Source organism: aff. Roholtiella sp. LEGE 12411 (genome assembly GCF_015206995.1).
Lineage (GTDB): Bacteria > Cyanobacteriota > Cyanobacteriia > Cyanobacteriales > Nostocaceae > Komarekiella.
Map to the genome: position 1 here is coordinate 102,823 of NZ_JADEXR010000001.1, position 21,392 is coordinate 124,214.

The window sequence follows — 21,392 nt, forward strand, 5'->3', positions numbered from 1 at the left end:
CAGGGTTTCGGGTTTTATTTATGTACTTCATATACCTGAAATCTGCTGTATGTTGACTGCTTTTAATGCAAGTTCCGCCGGATTCATCTGCTCGTAGTGTTCAAAGGGTTGATGAATCCAGGGGTTATCAGGTAGGTAATCAACATAGTAATCGGGTGCTATAACTGAACAGGCTTTATACCAAAGTACGGCAGTGCGAATTTCTTCAATTGGGAAATCACTATTTTGGTTGAGCCAAGGTATAGTTTGCTGGAGTGTGATCCCAGAATCTACTAAGTCATCAACTAAGAGAATGTGCGAACCTAAATTATCGGTGGTCATCGTCAAGTAATGGGAGAAAATTAAATTACTTCTTTCCTGCTTACCAGGGCCACTGTAAGATGATGCCGCTAAAATTGCCAGGGGCTGCTGGTATATACGAGAGAGAATATCTCCGACTCGTAGTCCCCCTCTGGCAAGACAGATAATCTGGTTGAATTTCCAACCGGATTGATAAATCTGAATAGCCAGTTGTTCAATTTTTTGGTGATAATCTGACCAAGAAACATAGATATCTGGCATAAGGTTAAAGAAAGTGATTGATCGCTAATTAACGAAAGCAAACGCCAACTTTTTATTTTAGTATGAGCACAAGATATTATGAATGATTCAACCGCTGATGGCGATGCCCAACAAACTCCTGAAACTGAAAAACTGCCTTTTAAAACAAAACTGGCTTATGGTGCAGGGGATTTAGGCCCAGCGATTACTGCAAATATCTCCATCTTTTTTCTGCTGGTTTTCTTTACCAATGTCGCTGGGATTCCGGCGGGTTTAGCTGGGAGTATTTTGATGATTGGTAAAATCTGGGATGCGGTAAACGACCCAATGGTTGGGTTTCTGACTGATCAAACGAAATCTCGCCGCTGGGGTCGTCGTCTCCCTTGGTTGTTATATGGAGCAATTCCCTTTGGGATTTTCTTTTTCTTGCAGTGGATTGTACCGCGATTTAGTGCAGAGCAGAGTAATAATATTTGGCCGTTGTTCTGGTATTACGTAGCAATCGGGGTGATATCTCAGGTTTTTTACACCGTTGTGAATTTGCCTTATACGGCAATGACTCCAGAACTAACTCAGGATTATGATGAACGTACTAGCCTTAATAGCTTTCGCTTTACGTTTTCTATTGGTGGAAGTATTTTATCACTGATTTTATCGAAAATAATTTTTTCTCAGATTGCCGATCGCCAGCAACAATATATAGTCTTAGCAGCAGTTTGTACTATAGTTTCAATCTTGTCGCTGTATTGGTGCGTTTTTGGAACACGCGATCGCATTTTAGCTTTTGAGGCAAAACGCATTCAGCTTGAAGAACCTCCATCTATTCCCTTCGGCCAACAATTAAAAATCGTCTTTACAAATCGACCTTTTCTATTTGTTATTGGCATATATCTTTTTTCTTGGTTAGGCGTGCAGGTGACAGCCAGCATTATTCCCTACTTTGTAGTCAACTGCATGAACCTCCAAGAATCAGATGTACCGACAGTTATGATTGCAGTCCAAGGAACCGCCCTAGTGATGCTATTTGTTTGGGATGGATTGAGCAAAAAAGTCGGGAAAAAAGTTGTCTATTTTATGGGAATGAGTTTATGGATAATCGCAGCAGCTGGACTGTATTTTTTACAACCTGGTCAAATAGGTTTGATGTATTTGATGGCTGTGATGGCAGGTTTTGGAGTTTCCACAGCTTATCTAGTTCCCTGGTCGATGATTCCAGATGTGATTGAATTAGATGAACTCCAAACCGGACAACGCCGAGAAGGAATTTTTTATGGCTTCATGGTTTTGCTGCAAAAGTTTGGTTTAGCTTTTGGGCTATTTTTGGTGGGAAATGCATTGCAAATATACGGTTTCAAATCATCTGTAGCAGGAAGTCCACTACCTATTCAACCTGATTCGGCACTACTGGCTATCCGTATTGCTATTGGCCCTTTGCCTACTATTTGTTTAATTTGTGGCTTATTTTTGACTTATTTTTACCCTATTACCCGCGAGATGCACGCGGAAATAATGCTTAAACTAAAAGAACGGCAGGAAAAGCGGGGGAGATAAAAAACTTTGACTCCTTTAAGTTCAAATCAATCTAAACAGAAAGGAAAATAACCATGTTAAACGTAGAAAATAAAGTCGTTATCATCACTGGAGCCAGTAGCGGAATCGGTGAGGCCGCCGCCAAGTTGCTGGCCAAAAACGGTGCAAAAGTTGTTTTGGGCGCACGGCGCACAGAAAAACTGGAAAAGATTGTCGAGGATATCCGCTCATCAGGGGACACAGCGGAATTCAAAGCCGTGGATGTTACTAATCGCCAGGATATGAAAGCGTTCATTCACTTTGCTCTAGACAAGTTTGGTCGCGTCGATGTCATTTATAACAATGCAGGTGTTATGCCGCTGTCCCCAATGAACGCCCTGAAAGTCGAGGAGTGGGATAACATGATTAACGTGAACATCCACGGCGTCTTGAATGGTATTGCTGCGGGACTACCCATTATGGAAGCGCAAGGCGGCGGCCAGTTTATCAATACCGCCTCTATCGGCGCCCATGTAGTTGTGCCTACTGGCGCTGTCTATTGCGCGACAAAATATGCCGTTTGGGCCATATCCGAAGGATTACGTCAAGAATCGAAAAATATCCGCGTGACAACAATATCCCCTGGTGTGGTTGAGACTGAACTCGGCTCTGATATCACGGAAAAGTCAGCAAAAGACGCTTTGAAAGAATTCCGCAAAATTGCACTGACCTCAGATGCGATCGCTAGAGCCGTATTATATGCTGTGTCTCAGCCAGATGATGTCGATGTTAATGAAGTGATTGTCCGCCCAACAGCGAGCGCATTCTAACCTCTCTTTTTTGCTAAGATTTAGAGTTAAATTTCTAAGGATGGTCGGCCTGCCAATTGACTTGGAAATAAGCATCTGAGGAGTAAATTGCAGGTGGGTAAAGGAAGGTTAAAAGCATTCAGCACTGGCATAATCGCCATTATCATTACTATTGATGTAACAACTTACCACTGGGGTTAGGATTAGCGATCGCTCCTTAAGTTAATGCTCCTGAGTCAGTATTGCATCAAGCAAAAAGACGAAGAACGCGATCGCATTGTTCTTACTAAAATCTTTTAATTTATCTTGACTAAACGCATATTAATAAAATACAATTTTAGATTGTCTGTCTAATTCCTGCTCGGATCAGGTAGACATACTACAAAAGCAGGCAAAAGCATCTCTATAGGAGATAGAAGCCAGCTACCTGTACGGCAACTCCAAGGACAATTTCATGACCTACGCAATTATTGAAACTGGCGGCAAACAAATAAGAGTAGAGCCAGGGCGGTTTTACGACATTGAACTGTTAACTGCCGAACCAGACGAGAAAGTTACAATAGAATCAGTATTATTCGTACAGCACGACGGCGAAGTCACCATTGGACAGCCGATAGTAGCAGGTGCGACTGTAGAAGGGACAGTGCTGCGACATTTCAGAGGTCGTAAAGTCCTGGTATACAAAATGAAGCCGAAAAAGAAAACCCGCAAAAAGCGCGGGCATCGTCAAGAAATTACCAGACTTTTGATTAATTCCATCACCCTGAATGGTAGTGTATTTGCCGCCGAAGCAGTAGCAACAGACGAAACGCCTGTGGTTGAGAATACTCTTGTTGAAGAAGTTGAAACCGCTGCTGAATAATAGAAAGAAGTAGATAAAAAGAGGAAATTATGGCTCATAAGAAAGGAACAGGTAGTACACGCAACGGTCGCGACTCTAATGCCCAACGTCTGGGTGTAAAGCGCTACGGCGGTCAAGTTGTGCGTGCGGGAAACATTCTGGTGCGTCAACGTGGCACTAAGTTTCACCCCGGTAATAACGTGGGTATTGGCAGTGATGACACTTTGTTTGCTTTAATCGACGGTGTGGTAACGTTTGAGAGAAAGGGCAAAACCCGCAAAAAAGTTAGCGTCTACACAGCTGAGGCTGCGGTAGTTGTTGAGGCGATCGCAAGCTAGAGTAGTAGAGTGGGCGATGCCCACTCCACCAACTTACTAGCTACCAAGTCTGGTCAGGTGCAAAAATTTCCATATCGCTTAGCGTCACAGGCAAATCCTCTTCAGCCAAAAAGCAACAAGCCGAGTGAAGACATCAGATTATTAACAATTGGGTTGACTTTGAGAGTCAAAAGTTCCCATTACTTAAGCGCATATTCTGGGTAGTATTCAACCAACTCAATTTCGTTGCCATCTGGGTCATTGACATAAATTCTGTGCTTAGTTTCAGGCGCAGTTAGTGTGTAATATTCAATGCCCTCAGCATCAAGGAGTTTTTTCATGGCTTCGCCGTCTTTAATCACAAAGCCAACGTGATTAATGCCGATGTTTTCGTAAGATTGATGTACTCGCTCCTGCTCAAAATGGTCATTTAGGGCAAGATAAAATTGATTATTACCCAAATGCATCCAGCGACTGCCATTAAAGACACCTTGGGCACGCACATACCAATCAGGAAATAGAGTTTGGTAAAACTTTTGGTTCGCTGCAATATCTTTGCAAGATAAGTTGATGTGTTCAAAACGAATAAAGTTCATGGATTGCTCCTTTTTGTTTTAAAAATGCAGATATCTTTTTTCCTAGTTAAATTGGATATTATCGAAATGATTTCTTAGTTTTAGACAGAGAACAAGAAATAAGCGCGTTAACCCAAAGCAATATCTAAAAACATCATGACCACAAAGCCCAACATCACACCAAATGTTCCTTCTTTTTCTAAACCTTTGCGATGAGATTCAGGAATGATTTCATCACTAATCACAAACAACATTGCTCCCGCTGCAAACGCCATTGCCCAAGGTAAGATAAAACTAGCAACACTCACCACACCTGCACCAATCAAACCGCCAATTGGTTCAACTAAACCCGTAAGTAGAGAAATCCACACTGCATAACCTGCTGAATATTTCTCAGCTACTAAAGATAATGCCACTACTAAACCTTCCGGGATGTTTTGCAAACCGATTCCCAAGGCTACAGGTATACCATCGCTGATATTGTTGTTACCAAAATTAACTCCCACAGCTAAACCTTCCGGGAAGTTGTGAATAGTAATTGCGGCAATAAATAGCCAAATTCGCTTGAGGTTATTGCGGCTAGTATTCTCTTGCCCTTTAAAGAAATGTTCGTGGGGCAAAAACCGATGTGCCAGTTGCAAGAAGGCTCCGCCTAAAAGCATCCCCGCAACAATAATCAAAGCTGCACTAGCTTGGGATTGACCTTGAGCTGTTGCTGCTTCCTTAGCTGGCACAATTAACGAAAAGGATGTTGCTGCTAACATCACTCCCCCACCAAACCCCAGCATGATTCCCTGCACTCGCTGTGTGAGATTGATTGGTAATAAAACTGGCAAGGCACCAATAACTGTGGCAAGTCCTGCGCCTAAACTGGCAATCGCACCGATGACAAGGTTTTCCATACCTGGGGTTTTTTATGCAAGAGCTATAATTAAATCGTACTCGAAATGACTATGACTTGCAACCAATAGCTATAAAAAAAATTGCAGACGTTTTTCCGGCTACGACTTTACTCTCCCTGCCCCCTGCCCCCTGCCCCTTATAATTGTCTATTAACCAAAGTGGCGCTAGCTTGGTCAACGGGCATCAGTACAACTTCATTGATATTGACGTGAGGCGATCGCGTGACGCAGAAAAATATCACATCAGCTATATCATCTGGAGTGAGGGGGGTAACTCCTTGGTAAACCTTTTTGGCACGTTCAATATCACCATGAAAGCGCACATCGCTAAATTCCGTCTCTACCATACCTGGGTCAACAGAAGTTACGCGTATAGGGGTTCCCAACAAGTCTTGTTTTAAGCCTTCCGAAATGGCTCTGACGGCAGCTTTCGTAGCACAGTAGACATTGCCACCAGGATAAGTTTGATGTCCAGCTATTGACCCTAGATTTACTACATGGCCACGACCACGACTTACCATTCCAGGAACAACATAACGGGTGAGATAAAGCAAACCCTTAACATTAGTATCAATCATTTCTTCCCAGTCTTGGAAGCTGCCTTCATGTAACTTGTCTAAACCGCGACTCAGACCAGCGTTATTAACTAGGATATCGATGTTAGACCAAGAAGCGGGCAAAGTAGAAATAGCAGATTCAACAGTAGCGCGATCGCACACATCTAACTGTAACAAATGAACCTGTAGAGACGTTACACTTAACGATTCTACCAACTGCTGCAAACGTTCTAGCCGTCGCGCCGCCAAAATAAGTTTTACACCTGCACCCGCGAAAATTCTGGCACAAGCAGCACCAATACCACTGCTTGCACCACTGATCAAAACGATTTGATTTTGTAGGTTAATCATTATTATTAGTCAAAAGTCAAGTTCCCAATGCCCAATGCCCAATGCCCAATGCCCAATGCCCAATGCCCCATGCCCCATGCCCAATGCCCAATGCCCAATGCCCCATTCCCTTTCATTTAAAAAACCCGGTACTGAGAACGAAAACACTAAAGGTATCAAGCACAGAACTTTTCTACACAACGGATAAATATTTCTACACCCATTGCTAAGGCGGTTTCATCAAAATCAAATCGGGGATGATGATGGGGATATGCCAAGTCTTTGTCTGGGTTAGCAGCACCTACGAAGAAATAACAACCAGGAACTTCTTGTAAGAAGAATGACATATCTTCGCCGCCCATTGTTTGGCATTCTGGCACGACACCCATAGGTGTTTCTATCACTTCTTCCGCCACCGATCGCACTAGTTCCGCCATGCTAGCATCATTAATTACTGGTGGATAAAGTGACCAGTATTCTAAGTCATAGCTTGCACCATAACTCTGGCAAATTCCTGCAATAATCTGCTCGATTCGCTGTTTGAAAAAGCCATCAAAAGCAGGATTAAAATACCTGACAGTACCAGTCATTTTAGCTATATCAGCAATCACATTGCACTTAGTTCCAGCATGAAGTTCGCCCACTGTCACTACTGCTGAATCAATGGGATTGACATTACGAGCAACAATGGTTTGGAGAGCATTGACGATTTGGGCAGCAACTACAATAGAATCAACGGTTTGATGAGGCATAGCCCCATGTCCGCCTTTGCCTAAAATCGTGCATTGGAAGGACTCTACAGCTGCCATCAATGCCCCAGCACGGACACCTACCTTCCCCAAAGGGAGATTATTCCACAAGTGCAAACCAATAATGGCGTCAACATCGGGGTTTTTTAGGACTCCAGCTTCAATCATCGGTTTTGCGCCTCCTGGCCCTTCTTCTGCTGGCTGGAAGATAATTTTGACGATACCTGCAAAGTCTTGGCGATGTTGTTGGAGGTAGTAAGCTGTACCTAAAGCGATCGCAGTATGTCCGTCATGTCCACAAGCGTGCATCACTCCATCATGCTGCGATCGGTAGGGCACTTCGTTGAGTTCTTGAATTGGCAAAGCATCCATATCTGCCCGAATTGCCAACACTTTTTCAGTGCCGAGTTTGTTACCCTTAATGGTGGCAACAATGCCAGTCTGGGCAATGTTAGTTTGATGCTCAATTCCCCATTCTTGCAACTTGTATGAGACAAACTCAGCAGTCAATTTTTCTTGAAAACCCAACTCTGGTTGTTGATGCAGTCGTCGCCGCCACTCTATTAATTGTGGTTGCAATGAACGGATCGAGAGCCGGATGCGAGAGAAATCAACAGAAGCGGGGTTAGGAAAGGTGGAAACCATTATGAAGACGAGCTAGTTAAACACTGCTAAGTTAGGTTATTTTCCTAGTTTAATCTTTCAGAAAATGTTAAATGTTTCTAAATCTAAAGCTGATGCAACTTGGGCGAGTTTGTCCAAATCAGCTGGGTTATCTAGATAGGGTAAACAGCCTAAAACAGGCGTGTTAGTTAGTGACTGAATCAAGTCTGGTGGTGTCCAGTCGGCTATTTCTGCATTTGAGCGGGGTTGTACGCAGTTAAGCACAATGCCTTTGAGATTCACGCGTGATTGTCTCGCTAATGCCACATTCGCCACTGCTTGGGTGATCGCTCCTAATCTGACTGGGACTACTAACACTGTTGGTAAGCGCCACTCTCCTGCTAAATCAGCTACTGTTAGTTCTGCGGTTACTGGTGAGCCTAACCCTCCTAAAGCTTCTATGAGCAGGAAATCGCGGCGTTTTTGCAGATATGAGAAAGTTTGCCACACCACTGCTAAATCAACTTGACGGTTTTCCTTGGCTGCTGCTAAAGGAGGAGCTAGCGGTGCTTGAAAGTATAAAGGTGTAATTTCTTCAGGAGATTGCTCCAGTGAAAATAGCTTTTGATACCACTCGCGATCGCCCACTCCCGATTGAATCGGTTTCATAATTCCCCAGCTGCGCTGCGGGTAATATTTTCGCAAATAGGCTGCTAAGGCTGTGGTTAAAACAGTTTTACCAGTATCCGTATCAGTTCCAGTAATCAGTAGTGTGTTCAACATTAATTTCTTTGGCCAGAAAACGGCTGTGGAGTTACATCAGCAGGTGGGAAAGTTTGTTCTCCACCAGTGGTAGGAGTTGGTGTAGGTATCTCAGTAAAAATTGGCGTGGGTATTTCTGTGGGTGTTTCTCTGGGCGTCTCAGTCGGAATTGTGAGCGTGGGTGTTTCTGTAGGTGTTGGGGTGAGTGTTTCTGTGGGTGTTGGTTGAGCTGGTTTCTCTAATGCCACATTGAGGTTATAGTTGCTTTCGGCAACTCCCGTAACCAGAGTTAATTCAATAGTGTATCTACCAGTGACCTGTAATGTTCCCTCATAAGATGTTACTTGCTGGGAGCTATTATCAATTGGTTGTTGATTGGGATCTAATACTGTTAGTAAAATGCCGCTTCCTTGGTCAATAAATACTGTTAATTTAGCTCCCTCTCGTCCAAAAAAGGTGTACCGGATTATTTGATTTGCTTTTAGAGTATCTTCAACTGTGGTGATGTTAGATGCTCCCAGATTGAGACGTTTATTAGATATGACAGGTTCATCATTGGTAGGTGTGGGTGTAGATGTAAATGTCGTACCACCTGAAATCACTGGTGAAGGGAAAGTTTGTGGTGGTGCTGTTTCTGATGGAGCGCTTGATTGACTGCGAATAGAACTCACCAACGCCCAAGAACCAAATCCCGCCAATATTACTACAGCACTGCCAATTGCTCCAAGCGCCAAGGGGTTATCTAAGACTGAGCTAGCACGGCTGGGTGGAATTACAGGAGTGGGTTTGTTTGGCGAAGCTGGTGGTGATACTGGATTGGGGCCACGACCAACAGCTATTGTTTGCAAGTTGGACACATCGGGAGTGGGAACATTGGGTTGATCTACAACTTGCAATGCTTGGATTACACTAGTAGCACTTTGATAGCGATCGCTTGGTATATTATTCAACATCCGATTCAAAACTTGAGCAAATCGCGGATTCACTCTTACCCATCGTTGCCAATTCCAAGTTAGTTGGTTTTCATCAAATAAAGCGTTTGGTTCTCTACCAGTCAGCAAAACTATCGCAGTGACTCCTAGTGCATACAAGTCACTACTAGGATAAGCTCCCCCTGTTTGCATTTGCTCGCTGGGAGAGTAGCCTAATTTTCCCACAGTGGTAACTGGCGATGTGCTATTTGGAAATTGCAATCGTGTTGCTAGTTCTTTTACCACCCCAAAGTCAATTAACACTGGTTTGGCGTCGCTATCTCGCAAAATAATATTTTCTGGCGAGATATCTCGGTGAATAATCCCTCGACTGTGAATATGCTCTAAAACCGGCAATAAAGAGCGCAATAACTGCAATACTTCTGCCTCTGTAAAAGTCTGATTTACAGCTTGACGTTCAGCAAGTAAATCTCGGTACGTTTTACCTGCAACGTAGTCCTGCACCAAACACAAGCGCTGGTCTTGCTCAAATCTTTCCCGGAATTTGGGAACTTGTAGATGTTCCATTTGATACAAAATAGCGGCTTCTCGGTGAAAAAGCTCTTGCGCCTTTTCCCAAGCAGAAGCTTCCGTTACCGTTGAAATCAACTCCTTAATGGCGCAAAGTTCGTTAAAGCGCCTTTGATCTTCTGCAAGATAAGTTCTACCAAATCCCCCCTGTCCGAGAATTTGAATTATTCGGTAACGATTTTGCAGGACAGTGCCAATTGTAATGGGTGGTTGCATGATCAATCAATTAAGTGTAATAGCAACTGAGGAGTAACTTACTTAAAGCATGAATTATTTAGAAGAAAATATACTAGCTACAAACAACTGCCGTTAGCAGCCCTCCATGGACGGTCATAACTTACGTACTTATTCAGTACTTAACTTTAGTAATTCAGCACTCAGTACCGTTTCGATTTTCACCTCCGCCCTCAGTAAGGATGTGTGAAAAAAGTGAGAAAGTCAACAACAGCGTATGGAAACTTACTCAGGACTTACGCAAGTGTCATATTTTTAACGCCAGAGGTTGTCCAGAGTCAAAGGTCAAAAGTCCAAAAAACCTTGATTCTTGAACGCCACTTGCTTTAAGTCGGCAGAGCCGCAAGGGCGCAGTGGCTCCCCTTGACCCTTAACTCTTATACCAGAAGCCTTGTGTGCCAGTTGCGTAAGTCCTAAGTTTAAATAGTCACGCATTCCAGAGTCCAAATTATCCTTGACTTTTGAACGGGAGTTCACTCAACGGGGGAAACCCCCGCACATGACTGGCTCCTTTTGACTCTCTTCATGAGTAACTATGCAAGTTTATTTGCGTAACAGCTTAGCTGATTTATTTGCCGCTAGTATCATAGAATAATCAGCTACCTCTTATGCCCTTACTCAGTGGTGTTTGACTCTCTGAGAACCAACTTAAAGATTACTTAAGCTGTGAAGAGTTTCCTCTCGGTTATAAATGAAGTAGTTAGAAGCAACAATTTTCCAGACCCATCTTTGAGAAATTGGGGTTATTTACCTCAAGCAGAAAAAATTTGAAATATACATCAGTGGACGTACTTAATGTCAGTTAAGCTATCAATGGTTTGTTTGCCATCAGGGCTAGATAATTAGCAAATGATAATTTTATGGAGAAATGTTTAAAGTTTGTATGAAAGCTTCAACAAACCTCACAAATGTTTTTTTCGGCTATTTTTCGGTTAAATCTATTAAATCTCTGATGATAATATTGCCATGAATGCACATCGAGGATCTGCTGTGCTCAGTTCTGCAACTTTCAAAGTGCAACCAGCGGCAACAGGACTGACTGATAATCATCGCCTGCGGCTGTTTTCTGGCTCTGCCAATATACAACTGTCTCAAGAAGTCGCTCGTTATCTGGGTATGGACTTGGGGCCAATGATTCGCAAAAGATTTGCGGATGGAGAACTCTATGTTCAAATCCAGGAATCGATTCGGGGTTGTGATGTTTATTTAATCCAGCCATGTTGTCAACCCGTGAACGATCATTTGATGGAATTATTGATTATGGTTGACGCCTGTCGTCGAGCTTCTGCTCGACAGGTGACGGCAGTAATTCCCTACTATGGTTATGCCCGCGCTGACAGGAAAACGGCAGGACGAGAGTCAATAACTGCCAAGCTAGTTGCTAACCTGATTACCGAAGCAGGTGCTAATCGAGTTCTGGCAATGGATTTGCACTCGGCTCAAATTCAGGGCTATTTTGATATACCCTTTGACCATGTTTATGGTTCGCCAGTATTGCTGGATTATCTTGCAAGCAAACAACTACCTGACCTTGTGGTTGTTTCCCCTGATGTCGGCGGTGTAGCACGGGCTAGAGCATTTGCAAAAAAACTAGGTGATGCGCCACTGGCAATTATTGACAAACGACGTCAAGCACACAATGTCGCTGAAGTGTTGAATATCATTGGCGACGTTAAGGGTAAAACAGCAGTGTTGGTGGATGATATGATCGACACTGGAGGCACGATCGCCGAAGGGGCACGATTGTTACGTGAAGAAGGAGCAAGGCAAGTATATGCATGTGCAACTCATGCAGTGTTCTCCCCACCTGCAATTGAGAGATTGTCTAGTGGCTTGTTTGAAGAAGTCGTTGTCACCAATACAATCCCCATCGCCCAAAGTAATCGCTTTCCGCAACTAGTAGTGCTTTCTGTAGCTAATCTGCTAGGGGAAACCATCTGGCGGATTCACGAAGATACCTCAGTCAGTAGTATGTTCCGTTAATAAGCAAAAGACTGTTATTACGGTTAAAATCTTGTATAAAAAGTATAGAGTATGAAGGAGGAGGATAAAACTTTTCAGCCTTCATACTTCATTTTTTATGAGATGCTAACGCTTCCAACTCGGAAACTATCCGTTCTAATTCTGTAATCAGTGCAGTGTTAACAGTCTTTTTAAAAGCATCTACAAGCGCCCGATAATACCAAAGAGTACCTTCTCTACCGCCCTGGAAGCGCTCCCAAAGTGATTCGCCCAACACGCGATAATCTTTGATAATGGATTGGGCGTTGTAGAGTTTATCAGCAGATGATACAAGTAGCACTGATGGGGATGCAGTAGGAATATGAGCAATGTATGCTTCCTTGCGCTTTCGCCAAGGTGGTTTAGGTGTGGTGTCAGCGTCAGTACAACCATCTACAATTGCTGTCACATTGTCCCCAAAGCGGCGGCGAATTTCTTCGCGTGTTGCAGCACCGCCTTGGTCTTCTACAGCATCGTGTAATAGTGCTGCTATGGCTTCATCTTCATTTGCTCCGTATTCTAAAGCAATACTGGTGACACCTAACAAGTGGGCAACATAAGGGATGCCTGAACTTTTACGAACTTGGTTAGCATGGAGTTGTGTAGCGTAAGTAAGAGCTGCGGTAAAGCGTTCTGAAAGCATTGTGTTGGAACCAGTTATATTGTAATTTGCGATCGCACTTTAGCTAAAAAATTAGGCGATCGCACTAGTTTTAGTGTAAATTTGAGTGCGAACTGTAAAGACTATATTTTTTAATTGTGTAAATTTTTACCAATTTTTAATCCGTCAAAACCGAACCGTTTACGGTAATTTTTTTACCTTGATAGCAGTTCGTCCAATTAAAGTTGACAAATAGAAAATTTCTAAAATTAAGTAAATTATCAGATTTCAAATTTTTACAACATATCAAGAATATCTTGATACTTTATTATGAGCAGATTTTGATCAATTAACTAAGTGTATTAAACCTTTGAAGTTAGTTGTATTGCTAAATATGTAATGGGGAAACAACATGGGATTAATAAGAGTTCTTTTAGCATTAACAGTTGTAGTAGCTCATTCTAACGCTATTTTTGGAATTGAGTTTGGAGGAGGAGTAGTTGCTGTCCAGACATTTTTTATTATATCTGGCTTTTATATGTCGATGATTTTAGAGAATAAGTATATTGGAGAAGGCAGCTATAAATTATTTATTTCCAATAGACTACTTCGACTATTTCCTATCTATTGGGTAGTACTTGCGCTCACAATTATCATAAATTTATTTGCGATTTTTTTGATAAATAAACCTGTAACTCTCTCTTATTACATTGATTATTTTCATGAAATGAGCCTTGGTACTTTCTTGTTTACAGTAATCATGAACATCATGTTATTTGGGCAAGATATTATTATGTTTCTAGGGTTAAATACCGAAACAGGTAATTTATTTTTTACCAATAATTATTTCGAGACTGATCCTCAACTTTGGAGGTTTTCATTTATTCCTCAAGCATGGACTTTAGGAGTTGAGTTAACGTTTTATTTAATTGCTCCTTTTATTGTCCGTAGAAAGACATCGACAATATTAACTTTAATACTTTTGAGTTTACTACTTAGAGGATATATTTATTTCTCTTTGGGATGGACTAATGATCCGTGGATTCACAGATTCTTTCCTACAGAACTGGCTTTATTCCTTTTTGGCACTATTTCTTATAGGATTTATTCAAAAATTGCCAATAGCAAAAAGTCTGGAAAGATAGAATTATCAATTACGGTAGGTTTTATTATAATTACTATTTTTTATCAGTTTATTCCGGCTTTTTCTAATATATGGATTTATTATCTACTTTCTTGCTTTTCAATACCCTTTATTTTTAAGGTTACAAAAAATTCCAAGTTTGATATGCACTTAGGAGAATTTTCGTATCCCATCTATATTGGTCATAGAATTGTTATCCAGGCAATCACCCCATTTACTGATAAGTTGGGAATTGAAACTTACAGAGGTGAATTGGCAACAATATTATCATTTGGTACGGCATATTTATTAATCAAATTCGTATCAGATCCAATAGAAAAAATTCGTCGAGCAAGATTTGAAAAAGCTAAAAAAACTATGTCTACTAATCAATCAAACTAGGCTGATAACTTTTAAGGGGCGCAGAGGAATAATTCACAGCAGTAGAGACGTTACATGTAACGTCTCTACTGGGTTTTGGGTTTTATTTATGTACTTCTTGTACCTGAAATTTGCTGTACTGTTAGCTGCCTGTCAGTGTGTGGAGTGTGTTACTAGGTTACTAGGCAGAATTAAACTTGCCTTATCCAAAAAAACTCAAGTCTTTAATTAGTTTTTACTGTGCAAATATCTCAAAACTAAGTACAAAATTCAGCTTACTTGATCTTTTGGCTTAATAACGTTTACAAAACTCCCCGGAATTGTGACGATTACGCTAGAATTGTTAAAGGTTCTTTACAGAAATTGTTGACCATTCCCAATTCTGTTAGAAAAGCCTAGTACTCAAATGTAAATCTCAAAACCCCTTCTAGAGTTCACCAAAAACCTCTATGACGCTCCCAATTCGTAACGTCGCCATCATTGCCCACGTTGACCACGGCAAAACCACCTTGGTTGATGCACTTCTCAAACAATCCGGTATTTTCCGCGAAGGCGAAGACGTTCCGGATTGTGTCATGGACTCCAACGCTCTAGAACGGGAGCGGGGGATTACCATTCTGTCCAAAAATACAGCGGTTCGCTACAGAGAGACGCTGATCAACATTGTCGATACTCCTGGACACGCTGACTTCGGCGGCGAAGTTGAACGCGTACTCGGTATGGTTGATGGGTGTCTTCTAATTGTCGATGCCAACGAAGGCCCCATGCCCCAAACGCGCTTTGTACTGAAAAAAGCTTTGGAAAAAGGTCTGCGCCCGATTGTTGTTGTCAACAAAATCGACCGTGGCCAAGCTGACCCTCATGTTGCTGTTGATAAAGTTTTGGATCTGTTCTTGGAATTAGGAGCAGATGAAGACCAGTGTGATTTTACCTATTTGTTTGCCTCCGGTATGGGAGGTTATGCCAAGGAAAGCTTGGAAGCAGAATCGGTAGATATGCAACCTCTGTTTAATGCAATTCTGCAACATGTTCCACCACCTGTAGGCGATAGCAATAAGCCTTTGCAATTGCAAGTCACAACCCTCGATTATTCTGAATATCTGGGGCGAATTGTGATCGGTAGAATCCATAACGGTACTATCCGCACGGGGCAGCAAGCTGCTTTGATAACAGAAAATGGCAGTATTGTCAAAGGTAAAATCAGCAAGTTGATGGGTTTTGAGGGGCTAAAGCGGGTGGAAATGGAAGAAGCAACCGCAGGTTATATTGTTGCGGTGGCTGGTTTTGCTGACGCTTATATTGGGGAAACAATAACTGATCCCAATGAACCCCAAGCTTTGCCACTAATTAAAGTGGACGAACCAACATTACAAATGACCTTTTGGGTGAATGATTCACCCTTTGCTGGTCAAGAAGGTAAGTTGGTAACTTCACGACAAGTACGCGATCGCCTATTCCGCGAGCTAGAAACCAACGTCGCCCTGCGCGTCGAAGAAACCGATTCTCCTGAGAAATTCCTGGTTTCTGGTCGTGGAGAATTACACTTGGGCATCTTAATCGAAACCATGCGCCGGGAAGGCTTCGAGTTTCAAGTATCTCAGCCACAAGTAATTTACCGGGAAGTCAGCGGGCAACCTTGTGAACCCTTTGAACTCCTAGTATTAGACGTTCCTGCTGATGGTGTCGGTAGTTGCATTGAACGCTTAGGACAACGCAAAGGCGAAATGCAAGATATGCAGCCAGGTAGTAGCGATCGCACCCAGCTAGAGTTTGTCATTCCCGCCCGTGGCTTAATTGGCTTCCGGGGTGAATTCATGCGGATGACTCGTGGTGAAGGCATCATGAACCACAGCTTCTTAGACTACCGTCAACTTAGTGGCGATATTGAAGCCCGTAATAAAGGCGTTTTAATCTCCTTTGAAGAGGGCATCTCTACCTTCTATGCTATGAAGAATGCCGAAGATAGAGGCTCATTCTTTATTACTCCCGGTACTAAGGTTTACAGAGGCATGATTGTTGGAGAACACAATCGCCCCCAAGATTTGGAGCTAAATGTCTGTAAGACCAAGCAGTTAACCAACCACCGGGCTGCTGGTGGCGATGAACTGGTGCAGTTGCAAGCACCAATCGACATGAGTTTAGAACGTGCTTTAGAGTACATCGGCCCAGATGAATTGGTGGAAGTTACACCTAAGTCGATTCGTCTGCGGAAAATGGCGAAGAAGTTGGCAAAACGCTAAGTAAAAATTCTTAATTGATTTAGAAAGCCCGCATTAGCGGGCTTTTTAGTTAAGGTTAATGTGTATGACTTGTAAAACTACTGAAAGATTAGATTCAGCGATGTTACGTAAAGGCAGGGTAGATTTAATGTACGAGTTTATGCAGTGGTTTGTATAAAATAAACCTGTAGTCTAAAGTCGACAAGGAAAATGACTAGGGAAAATCTTTGGATGTGATGGACATAGTTACCCCAAGCGCTTTCTCCAACATTTCATTGGCTTTGTCGTGACGAGAGTTGCCAAAAAGGGACTCAAAGAAATTAGCAATGGCAGAAAGTATAGATTGGCTGACTCCTTGCTCTGCTAAGCCGTTTGAAGCGTATACTTTGGCAATCGCAATCAACGCCTCAGCTTTATAAATTTTGTTGTTTATGGATTGAGTTATAGCAATCGCCTGGTCGAATTGTCCTTCCTTGGCAAATCCACTAGCAATGTCAGGGAACATCCATTCATCTACGACGGGTTGCTCCCTCACTAGTTGCAGAGCTAGGTTGGTCTGCCCTACATCTACATAGCTGCGGACAATTTCGTTTGTGAAGCCTTTTATATTTCCAGTCTGAACGATTTGTAACGCCATTTGAGGTTGTCTGGCTTTGAGATAACTGAGTGCTAGCTCTGAAGAAATGCCCTTGACTTGCTTAGTTTGAACCAAATTCCAAGCTTGAGCGGGCTGGTCGAGCGTGAGATAATATCTAACAATCTCAGTCAATGCGTAATTGCTATTGCTGGTTGATTGCGCTAACTTCACGCCTTCCTCCACGTTTCCCCTCTCCACGTAAACGAGCGCAATTTTCTGCAACGCTACATCTCGCTCTACTATTGGCACAATTGAGCGAGCAATTTCCAGGGCTTGCTCAAAGTCACCAAGTTTTGCATATCCTTCAGCAACTTTGCCTAAAGCATCTTCTCGACTTTTGCTGACGTTTGGGGGAATGATCTGCGCCGCAGTTCGGGCTTGGGCCATTATTGCAACTGCCTGGTTTTTCTGATCCAGCGCGGCATACTCAAGTGCAATGTCAATTAGCTGAATTATTTTATCCAACGGAAACTGCTGACTGGTGAGCGTCCGAATTTTGGGCAAGGCTTGCTCAAGAATCTTGAGCGTACGACCTTTTTCGCCAATGACTGCGAATTGTTTTGCAATATACAGTATTTGCTGACTCTGTGTAATGGCATCTTCTCCTTGAGTTGAGCCAATGGCAGTGGTACTCTCTAACGCCCGCTCCAGCAATAACACTACCTCCTGTTTTGCTTGAATTTGACTGAGCCGTATACTCATGTTGATGAAAAGCAGGGTTCTGTAATCGGGATTGTCTATACGTTGGGCTAGCTCGATAGACTGATTCAAGATTTGAGTTGCTTGCTGGGACTTGCCCGCTTTAAATAACTGAGCGGCTATCTCGTTCAGCGTGAGCGGATCGCCCACTGTAGTGCTGATCTGGAGCGCCCAATCGATGTGCCCTTCGGCGGCGTACTCTTTGGCACGGTTAAGTAATGATTCGATAGGAGAAGTAGCACTACTACTACAGCCGGTTTTAGTTTGGGTTTGAGCAGTTTGGATGGCAGTTGCAAAAAGTTGTTTGCTTTTATCCTTTTCTCCAACTAGGAAGTAGCCGCCAGCCACTTTCGCTAGAGGGTTGGCTTTGAAACACTGGTTGCTCATTGCTGCTATCGACTCGATAGCTTGATCTAATACTTTACTCGCCCGTTGAGTTTCTTTAATCTGAGCGTACTGATAAGCAATTTCAGCTAGAAGTCTTGCTTTGATATCCGTAGCTTGTGTTGCCATCGCTCCACTGGTTGAATAAAAAACAGCCATCAAGGTCATAGCTGCAATCTGTATGAATCGCTTCGTGTTTTGAGACATATTTTGGCTTGTATGTTATGTGAATACCGAACTTTTTAATTTATTATCTGGAATCTGTTTGAAATGTATTGTAGCTAATTGCTAATATCAGGATTCCTACATTTCTACCACCCAACAGACTAAATCACTGTGACAATCCAACAATTGATTACAGAAGCACTGAGCTTACCTAATAGCGCGATCGCCTACCACGTCAGTCAAGAGTTAGCAGCAATTTATCCTCAGAAAGCACTGCTAGAAAGTAGCGATTCTTCGTTTAATTTAGAGAACTATGCTAAAGCAAACCTCTGTAATATTCAATATGACGCTTATATCCATAATCAGATTATCACTGGTTGGAATGGAATGGATAACGAAATTTATAACTATACAGAAAATGCCAGCTTTGAAGTGACATGGCAAGAAAATAAATTCGATGTACTTTTAATGAGTTGGCAGGAGGGTTATTGTAAAACTCGCTATCACTGGATTTTGGCTGATAGCAAAGAGTTAGCTGAGAATTTTTTTGCTGCTGTTTGTGAATGGAACTCAGAAATTCGTGACGAAGTTTTAGTTTTTGAAGATGGTTACTGGGATAAAAATCCAGACCTTTTTCAATCTATCAAAGGTGCAAATTTTAAGAATCTGATCTTGCATGGTACTCTCAAGCAAGATATTCAAGATGACTTGATAAACTTCTTTACCTGTCGAGAAACTTACGCAGATTATGGTGTTCCTTGGAAGCGCGGAATTTTGCTAATTGGCTCACCAGGAAATGGCAAAACTCACACGATCAAAGCATTGATTAATCAAATGCAGCAGCCTTGCTTGTATGTAAAAAGTTTCAAGTCTGAATATGCTACCGATAGCGAAAATATCCGGAGAGTTTTCAAACAAGCACGGCAGTCTGCCCCTTGTATTTTGATATTAGAAGATATCGATTCTCTATTAAATGACGAGAATCGCTCTTTTTTCCTGAATGAACTTGATGGCTTCGCTTTAAACCAGGGAATTGTCACCATTGCTAGTACTAATCATCCAGAGCGCTTAGATGCGGCAATTTGCGATCGCCCCAGCCGCTTTGATCGCAAGTATCACTTTGAATTACCAGAGATTCTCGAAAGAGAAGCTTATATCGCTTTGTGGAACAATAAACTGAAAACTCCGATGCGCTTATCTGATGAAGCCTTGAGCCAGATAACTGAACTGACAGATGGCTTCTCCTTTGCGTACCTTAAAGAACTATTTATCTCGTCGATGGTTCGCTGGATGGGAGTGATGGAAACTGGTGCTATGGAGAAAATTATGCTTTCTCAAGTTGTAGTTTTGCGAGAACAAATGAGCAGCACAACTGTTAATGACGAAAGTTTAGGAAAATAACATCAAAGTTATTATCTCGGTAATTCTGCTTAAAAAGTCAAAAGTTAGAATTTTGAGCTTAAATTTTGGAGATTAAAGCTTAAAATTCCGAGTTCTGCTCTCGATGTTTCGAGTTATAAGCTTGATGTTTCAAGTTCTGAGCTTGATATTCCGAGTTTTGATCTCAATGTTTCGAGTTCTGAGCTTGATGTTTCAAGTTCTGAGCTTGATATTCCGAGTTCCAAGCTCAAAAAATGAAGTTTTGAGGGCGATATTTAATGAAAAAACGCTCTGCATTTATGTATAGAAGCCAGCATTGAGAAATATAATTAATCTTTAAGTGACAACACTGCTATCAATGCCTCAGTATAACTCCGTCACCATAACTGATGTGCAAGCAGCCCAAGAGCGGCTTTTGGGAATTGCCCATCGTACACCTGTGCTAACTTCCAGAATAGTCAACGATCGCACCCATAGCCAAGTGTTTTTTAAGTGCGAAAATTTTCAACGCACAGGAGCATTCAAATTTAGAGGTGCTTACAATGCACTCTTGCAACTATCCGCAGCACAAAAACAAAAAGGCGTGATTACCTATTCATCGGGGAATCATGCTCAAGCGATCGCCTTAGCTGGAAAGCTGCTAAATATTCCCGCTACAATTGTCATGCCTGACGATGCTCCCGCAGTCAAGCAGACTGCTACTCGTAGCTACGGTGCTGAGGTGATTCTGTACAATCGCCAAGAAACAAACAGGGAGGAATTAACTCAAAACTTAGCACGCGTAGGCGCAGCCAGCCGCAGGCATCGCGCGCTCACACTCATTCCCCCTTACGATCATCCGCATGTAGTCGCGGGACAAGGGACAACGGCTTTAGAACTAATTGCAGAAGTTGGTCAACTCGATTTACTATTAGTTTGCTGTGGCGGTGGTGGATTAATTTCCGGGTGTGCGATCGCCACTAAAGCACTTTTACCCAATTGTAAAGTAATTGGCGTAGAACCAGAACTAGCCGACGATGCTACCCGTTCCTTCCACAGCAAAACTCTACAAACTGTTAAAAATCCTGATACCATCGCCGATGGTGCTCGCACTCCCAGCCTTGGTAAGATTACCTTTCCCTTAGTGCTGCATTACGTCGATGATATGGTGACAGTCTCGGAAGAAGCGATTATTCGTACCATGTTTTTTTTGTGGGAACGCCTCAAAATTGTAGTTGAACCCACCGGCGCACTAGCAGCAGCAGCTTTACTAGAAGGTGTAGTTAAAGCACCACAGACAAAGATTGGTGTAATCATCAGCGGTGGAAATGTAGATTTGGCACAAGTTGGTAAATTATTTTCCTGACTTGGAGTATGCATTGGAACCTTTTTCTATCCATGCAGTCTCATAAATATACGTAATAACACGGATGGATATAAAAACTTAAGGTACTAGTTATCATATCTAAATTTCCGGGATGTAATCTCTGCTGTGTTGGAACGTCATCTGCATCTCAAGCAAGCAAAGCTTAATCTAGTGTTACCGAATTACGCCCCCACTCAGAAAGTTGTATTAATTATGAAGTGAGCGAT

Annotated in this window: 19 protein-coding genes; 9 read left to right on the forward strand and 10 right to left on the reverse strand. The window is 42.4% G+C overall.

Features of this window, described 5'->3' with window-relative positions; all coding sequences use genetic code 11:
* Positions 1-27: 27 nt before the first annotated feature.
* Positions 28-561, reverse strand: a complete 534-nt coding sequence (locus IQ246_RS00400; RefSeq protein ID WP_193999047.1) for a phosphoribosyltransferase — start codon at positions 559-561, stop codon at positions 28-30.
* A gap of 78 nt (positions 562-639) precedes the next feature.
* Between IQ246_RS00400 and IQ246_RS00405 the strand changes: the two genes are divergently transcribed.
* From IQ246_RS00405 to rpmA, 4 genes are all read left to right on the forward strand, one after another.
* Entirely contained in the window at positions 640-2,091 is a 1,452-nt protein-coding gene (locus tag IQ246_RS00405) for an MFS transporter (RefSeq protein ID WP_193999049.1), read from the forward strand.
* Positions 2,092-2,144: 53 nt separating this feature from the next.
* Positions 2,145-2,879, forward strand: coding sequence for an SDR family oxidoreductase (locus IQ246_RS00410; protein ID WP_193999051.1), 735 nt, complete (start codon positions 2,145-2,147; stop codon positions 2,877-2,879).
* Positions 2,880-3,312: 433 nt separating this feature from the next.
* On the forward strand, positions 3,313-3,720 hold the full coding sequence (rplU, locus tag IQ246_RS00415; protein ID WP_193999053.1) for a 50S ribosomal protein L21: 408 nt from the start codon (positions 3,313-3,315) through the stop codon (positions 3,718-3,720).
* 29 nt (positions 3,721-3,749) lie between these two features.
* Positions 3,750-4,037 (forward strand): 50S ribosomal protein L27, encoded by a 288-nt coding sequence (gene rpmA, locus IQ246_RS00420; RefSeq protein WP_193999055.1) that lies wholly within the window; start codon positions 3,750-3,752, stop codon positions 4,035-4,037.
* A 179-nt stretch (positions 4,038-4,216) separates the two neighbouring features.
* On the opposite strand, the gene IQ246_RS00425 is transcribed toward rpmA, so the two are convergent.
* The 7 genes from IQ246_RS00425 to IQ246_RS00455 form a co-directional block, all read right to left on the reverse strand.
* Positions 4,217-4,612, reverse strand: coding sequence for a VOC family protein (locus IQ246_RS00425; protein WP_193999057.1), 396 nt, complete (start codon positions 4,610-4,612; stop codon positions 4,217-4,219).
* Positions 4,613-4,719: 107 nt separating this feature from the next.
* Positions 4,720-5,493, reverse strand: a complete 774-nt coding sequence (locus tag IQ246_RS00430) for a ZIP family metal transporter (RefSeq protein ID WP_193999059.1) — start codon at positions 5,491-5,493, stop codon at positions 4,720-4,722.
* A gap of 137 nt (positions 5,494-5,630) precedes the next feature.
* Positions 5,631-6,401, reverse strand: a complete 771-nt coding sequence (locus IQ246_RS00435; protein WP_193999061.1) for an SDR family oxidoreductase — start codon at positions 6,399-6,401, stop codon at positions 5,631-5,633.
* 155 nt (positions 6,402-6,556) lie between these two features.
* The gene (locus IQ246_RS00440; protein ID WP_193999063.1) at positions 6,557-7,774 is read right to left on the reverse strand and encodes a M20 family metallopeptidase; all 1,218 of its coding nucleotides are present in this window, start codon (positions 7,772-7,774) and stop codon (positions 6,557-6,559) included.
* Between the two features lie 57 nt (positions 7,775-7,831).
* Positions 7,832-8,512: a dethiobiotin synthase gene (bioD, locus tag IQ246_RS00445; RefSeq protein WP_193999192.1), complete on the reverse strand. Its 681-nt coding sequence runs from the start codon at positions 8,510-8,512 to the stop codon at positions 7,832-7,834.
* A gap of 2 nt (positions 8,513-8,514) precedes the next feature.
* A complete protein-coding gene (locus tag IQ246_RS00450) occupies positions 8,515-10,212 on the reverse strand; it encodes a serine/threonine-protein kinase (RefSeq protein ID WP_193999065.1) in 1,698 nt (565 codons plus the stop codon).
* 303 nt (positions 10,213-10,515) lie between these two features.
* Positions 10,516-10,707, reverse strand: coding sequence for a hypothetical protein (locus IQ246_RS00455; protein ID WP_193999067.1), 192 nt, complete (start codon positions 10,705-10,707; stop codon positions 10,516-10,518).
* A gap of 489 nt (positions 10,708-11,196) precedes the next feature.
* Between IQ246_RS00455 and IQ246_RS00460 the strand changes: the two genes are divergently transcribed.
* Complete coding sequence (locus tag IQ246_RS00460) at positions 11,197-12,213, forward strand: ribose-phosphate pyrophosphokinase (RefSeq protein ID WP_193999069.1); 1,017 nt, start codon at positions 11,197-11,199, stop codon at positions 12,211-12,213.
* Positions 12,214-12,301: 88 nt separating this feature from the next.
* On the opposite strand, the gene IQ246_RS00465 is transcribed toward IQ246_RS00460, so the two are convergent.
* Positions 12,302-12,874, reverse strand: coding sequence for an HD domain-containing protein (locus tag IQ246_RS00465; RefSeq protein WP_193999071.1), 573 nt, complete (start codon positions 12,872-12,874; stop codon positions 12,302-12,304).
* Between the two features lie 370 nt (positions 12,875-13,244).
* On the opposite strand from IQ246_RS00465, the gene IQ246_RS00470 reads away from it, so the two are divergent.
* Together IQ246_RS00470 and typA are read left to right on the forward strand one after the other, a co-directional pair.
* Positions 13,245-14,357 (forward strand): acyltransferase, encoded by a 1,113-nt coding sequence (locus IQ246_RS00470; RefSeq protein ID WP_193999072.1) that lies wholly within the window; start codon positions 13,245-13,247, stop codon positions 14,355-14,357.
* Between the two features lie 428 nt (positions 14,358-14,785).
* Positions 14,786-16,576, forward strand: coding sequence for a translational GTPase TypA (gene typA / locus IQ246_RS00475; protein WP_193999074.1), 1,791 nt, complete (start codon positions 14,786-14,788; stop codon positions 16,574-16,576).
* A gap of 193 nt (positions 16,577-16,769) precedes the next feature.
* On the opposite strand, the gene IQ246_RS00480 is transcribed toward typA, so the two are convergent.
* Positions 16,770-18,482, reverse strand: coding sequence for a hypothetical protein (locus IQ246_RS00480; RefSeq protein WP_193999076.1), 1,713 nt, complete (start codon positions 18,480-18,482; stop codon positions 16,770-16,772).
* A 129-nt stretch (positions 18,483-18,611) separates the two neighbouring features.
* Here IQ246_RS00480 and IQ246_RS00485 point away from each other — a divergent pair, with 129 nt between their 5' ends.
* Positions 18,612-19,841: an AAA family ATPase gene (locus IQ246_RS00485; protein WP_193999078.1), complete on the forward strand. Its 1,230-nt coding sequence runs from the start codon at positions 18,612-18,614 to the stop codon at positions 19,839-19,841.
* A gap of 337 nt (positions 19,842-20,178) precedes the next feature.
* Positions 20,179-21,165, forward strand: coding sequence for a threo-3-hydroxy-L-aspartate ammonia-lyase (locus tag IQ246_RS00490; protein WP_193999080.1), 987 nt, complete (start codon positions 20,179-20,181; stop codon positions 21,163-21,165).
* The last annotated feature ends 227 nt before the right edge of the window (positions 21,166-21,392 follow it).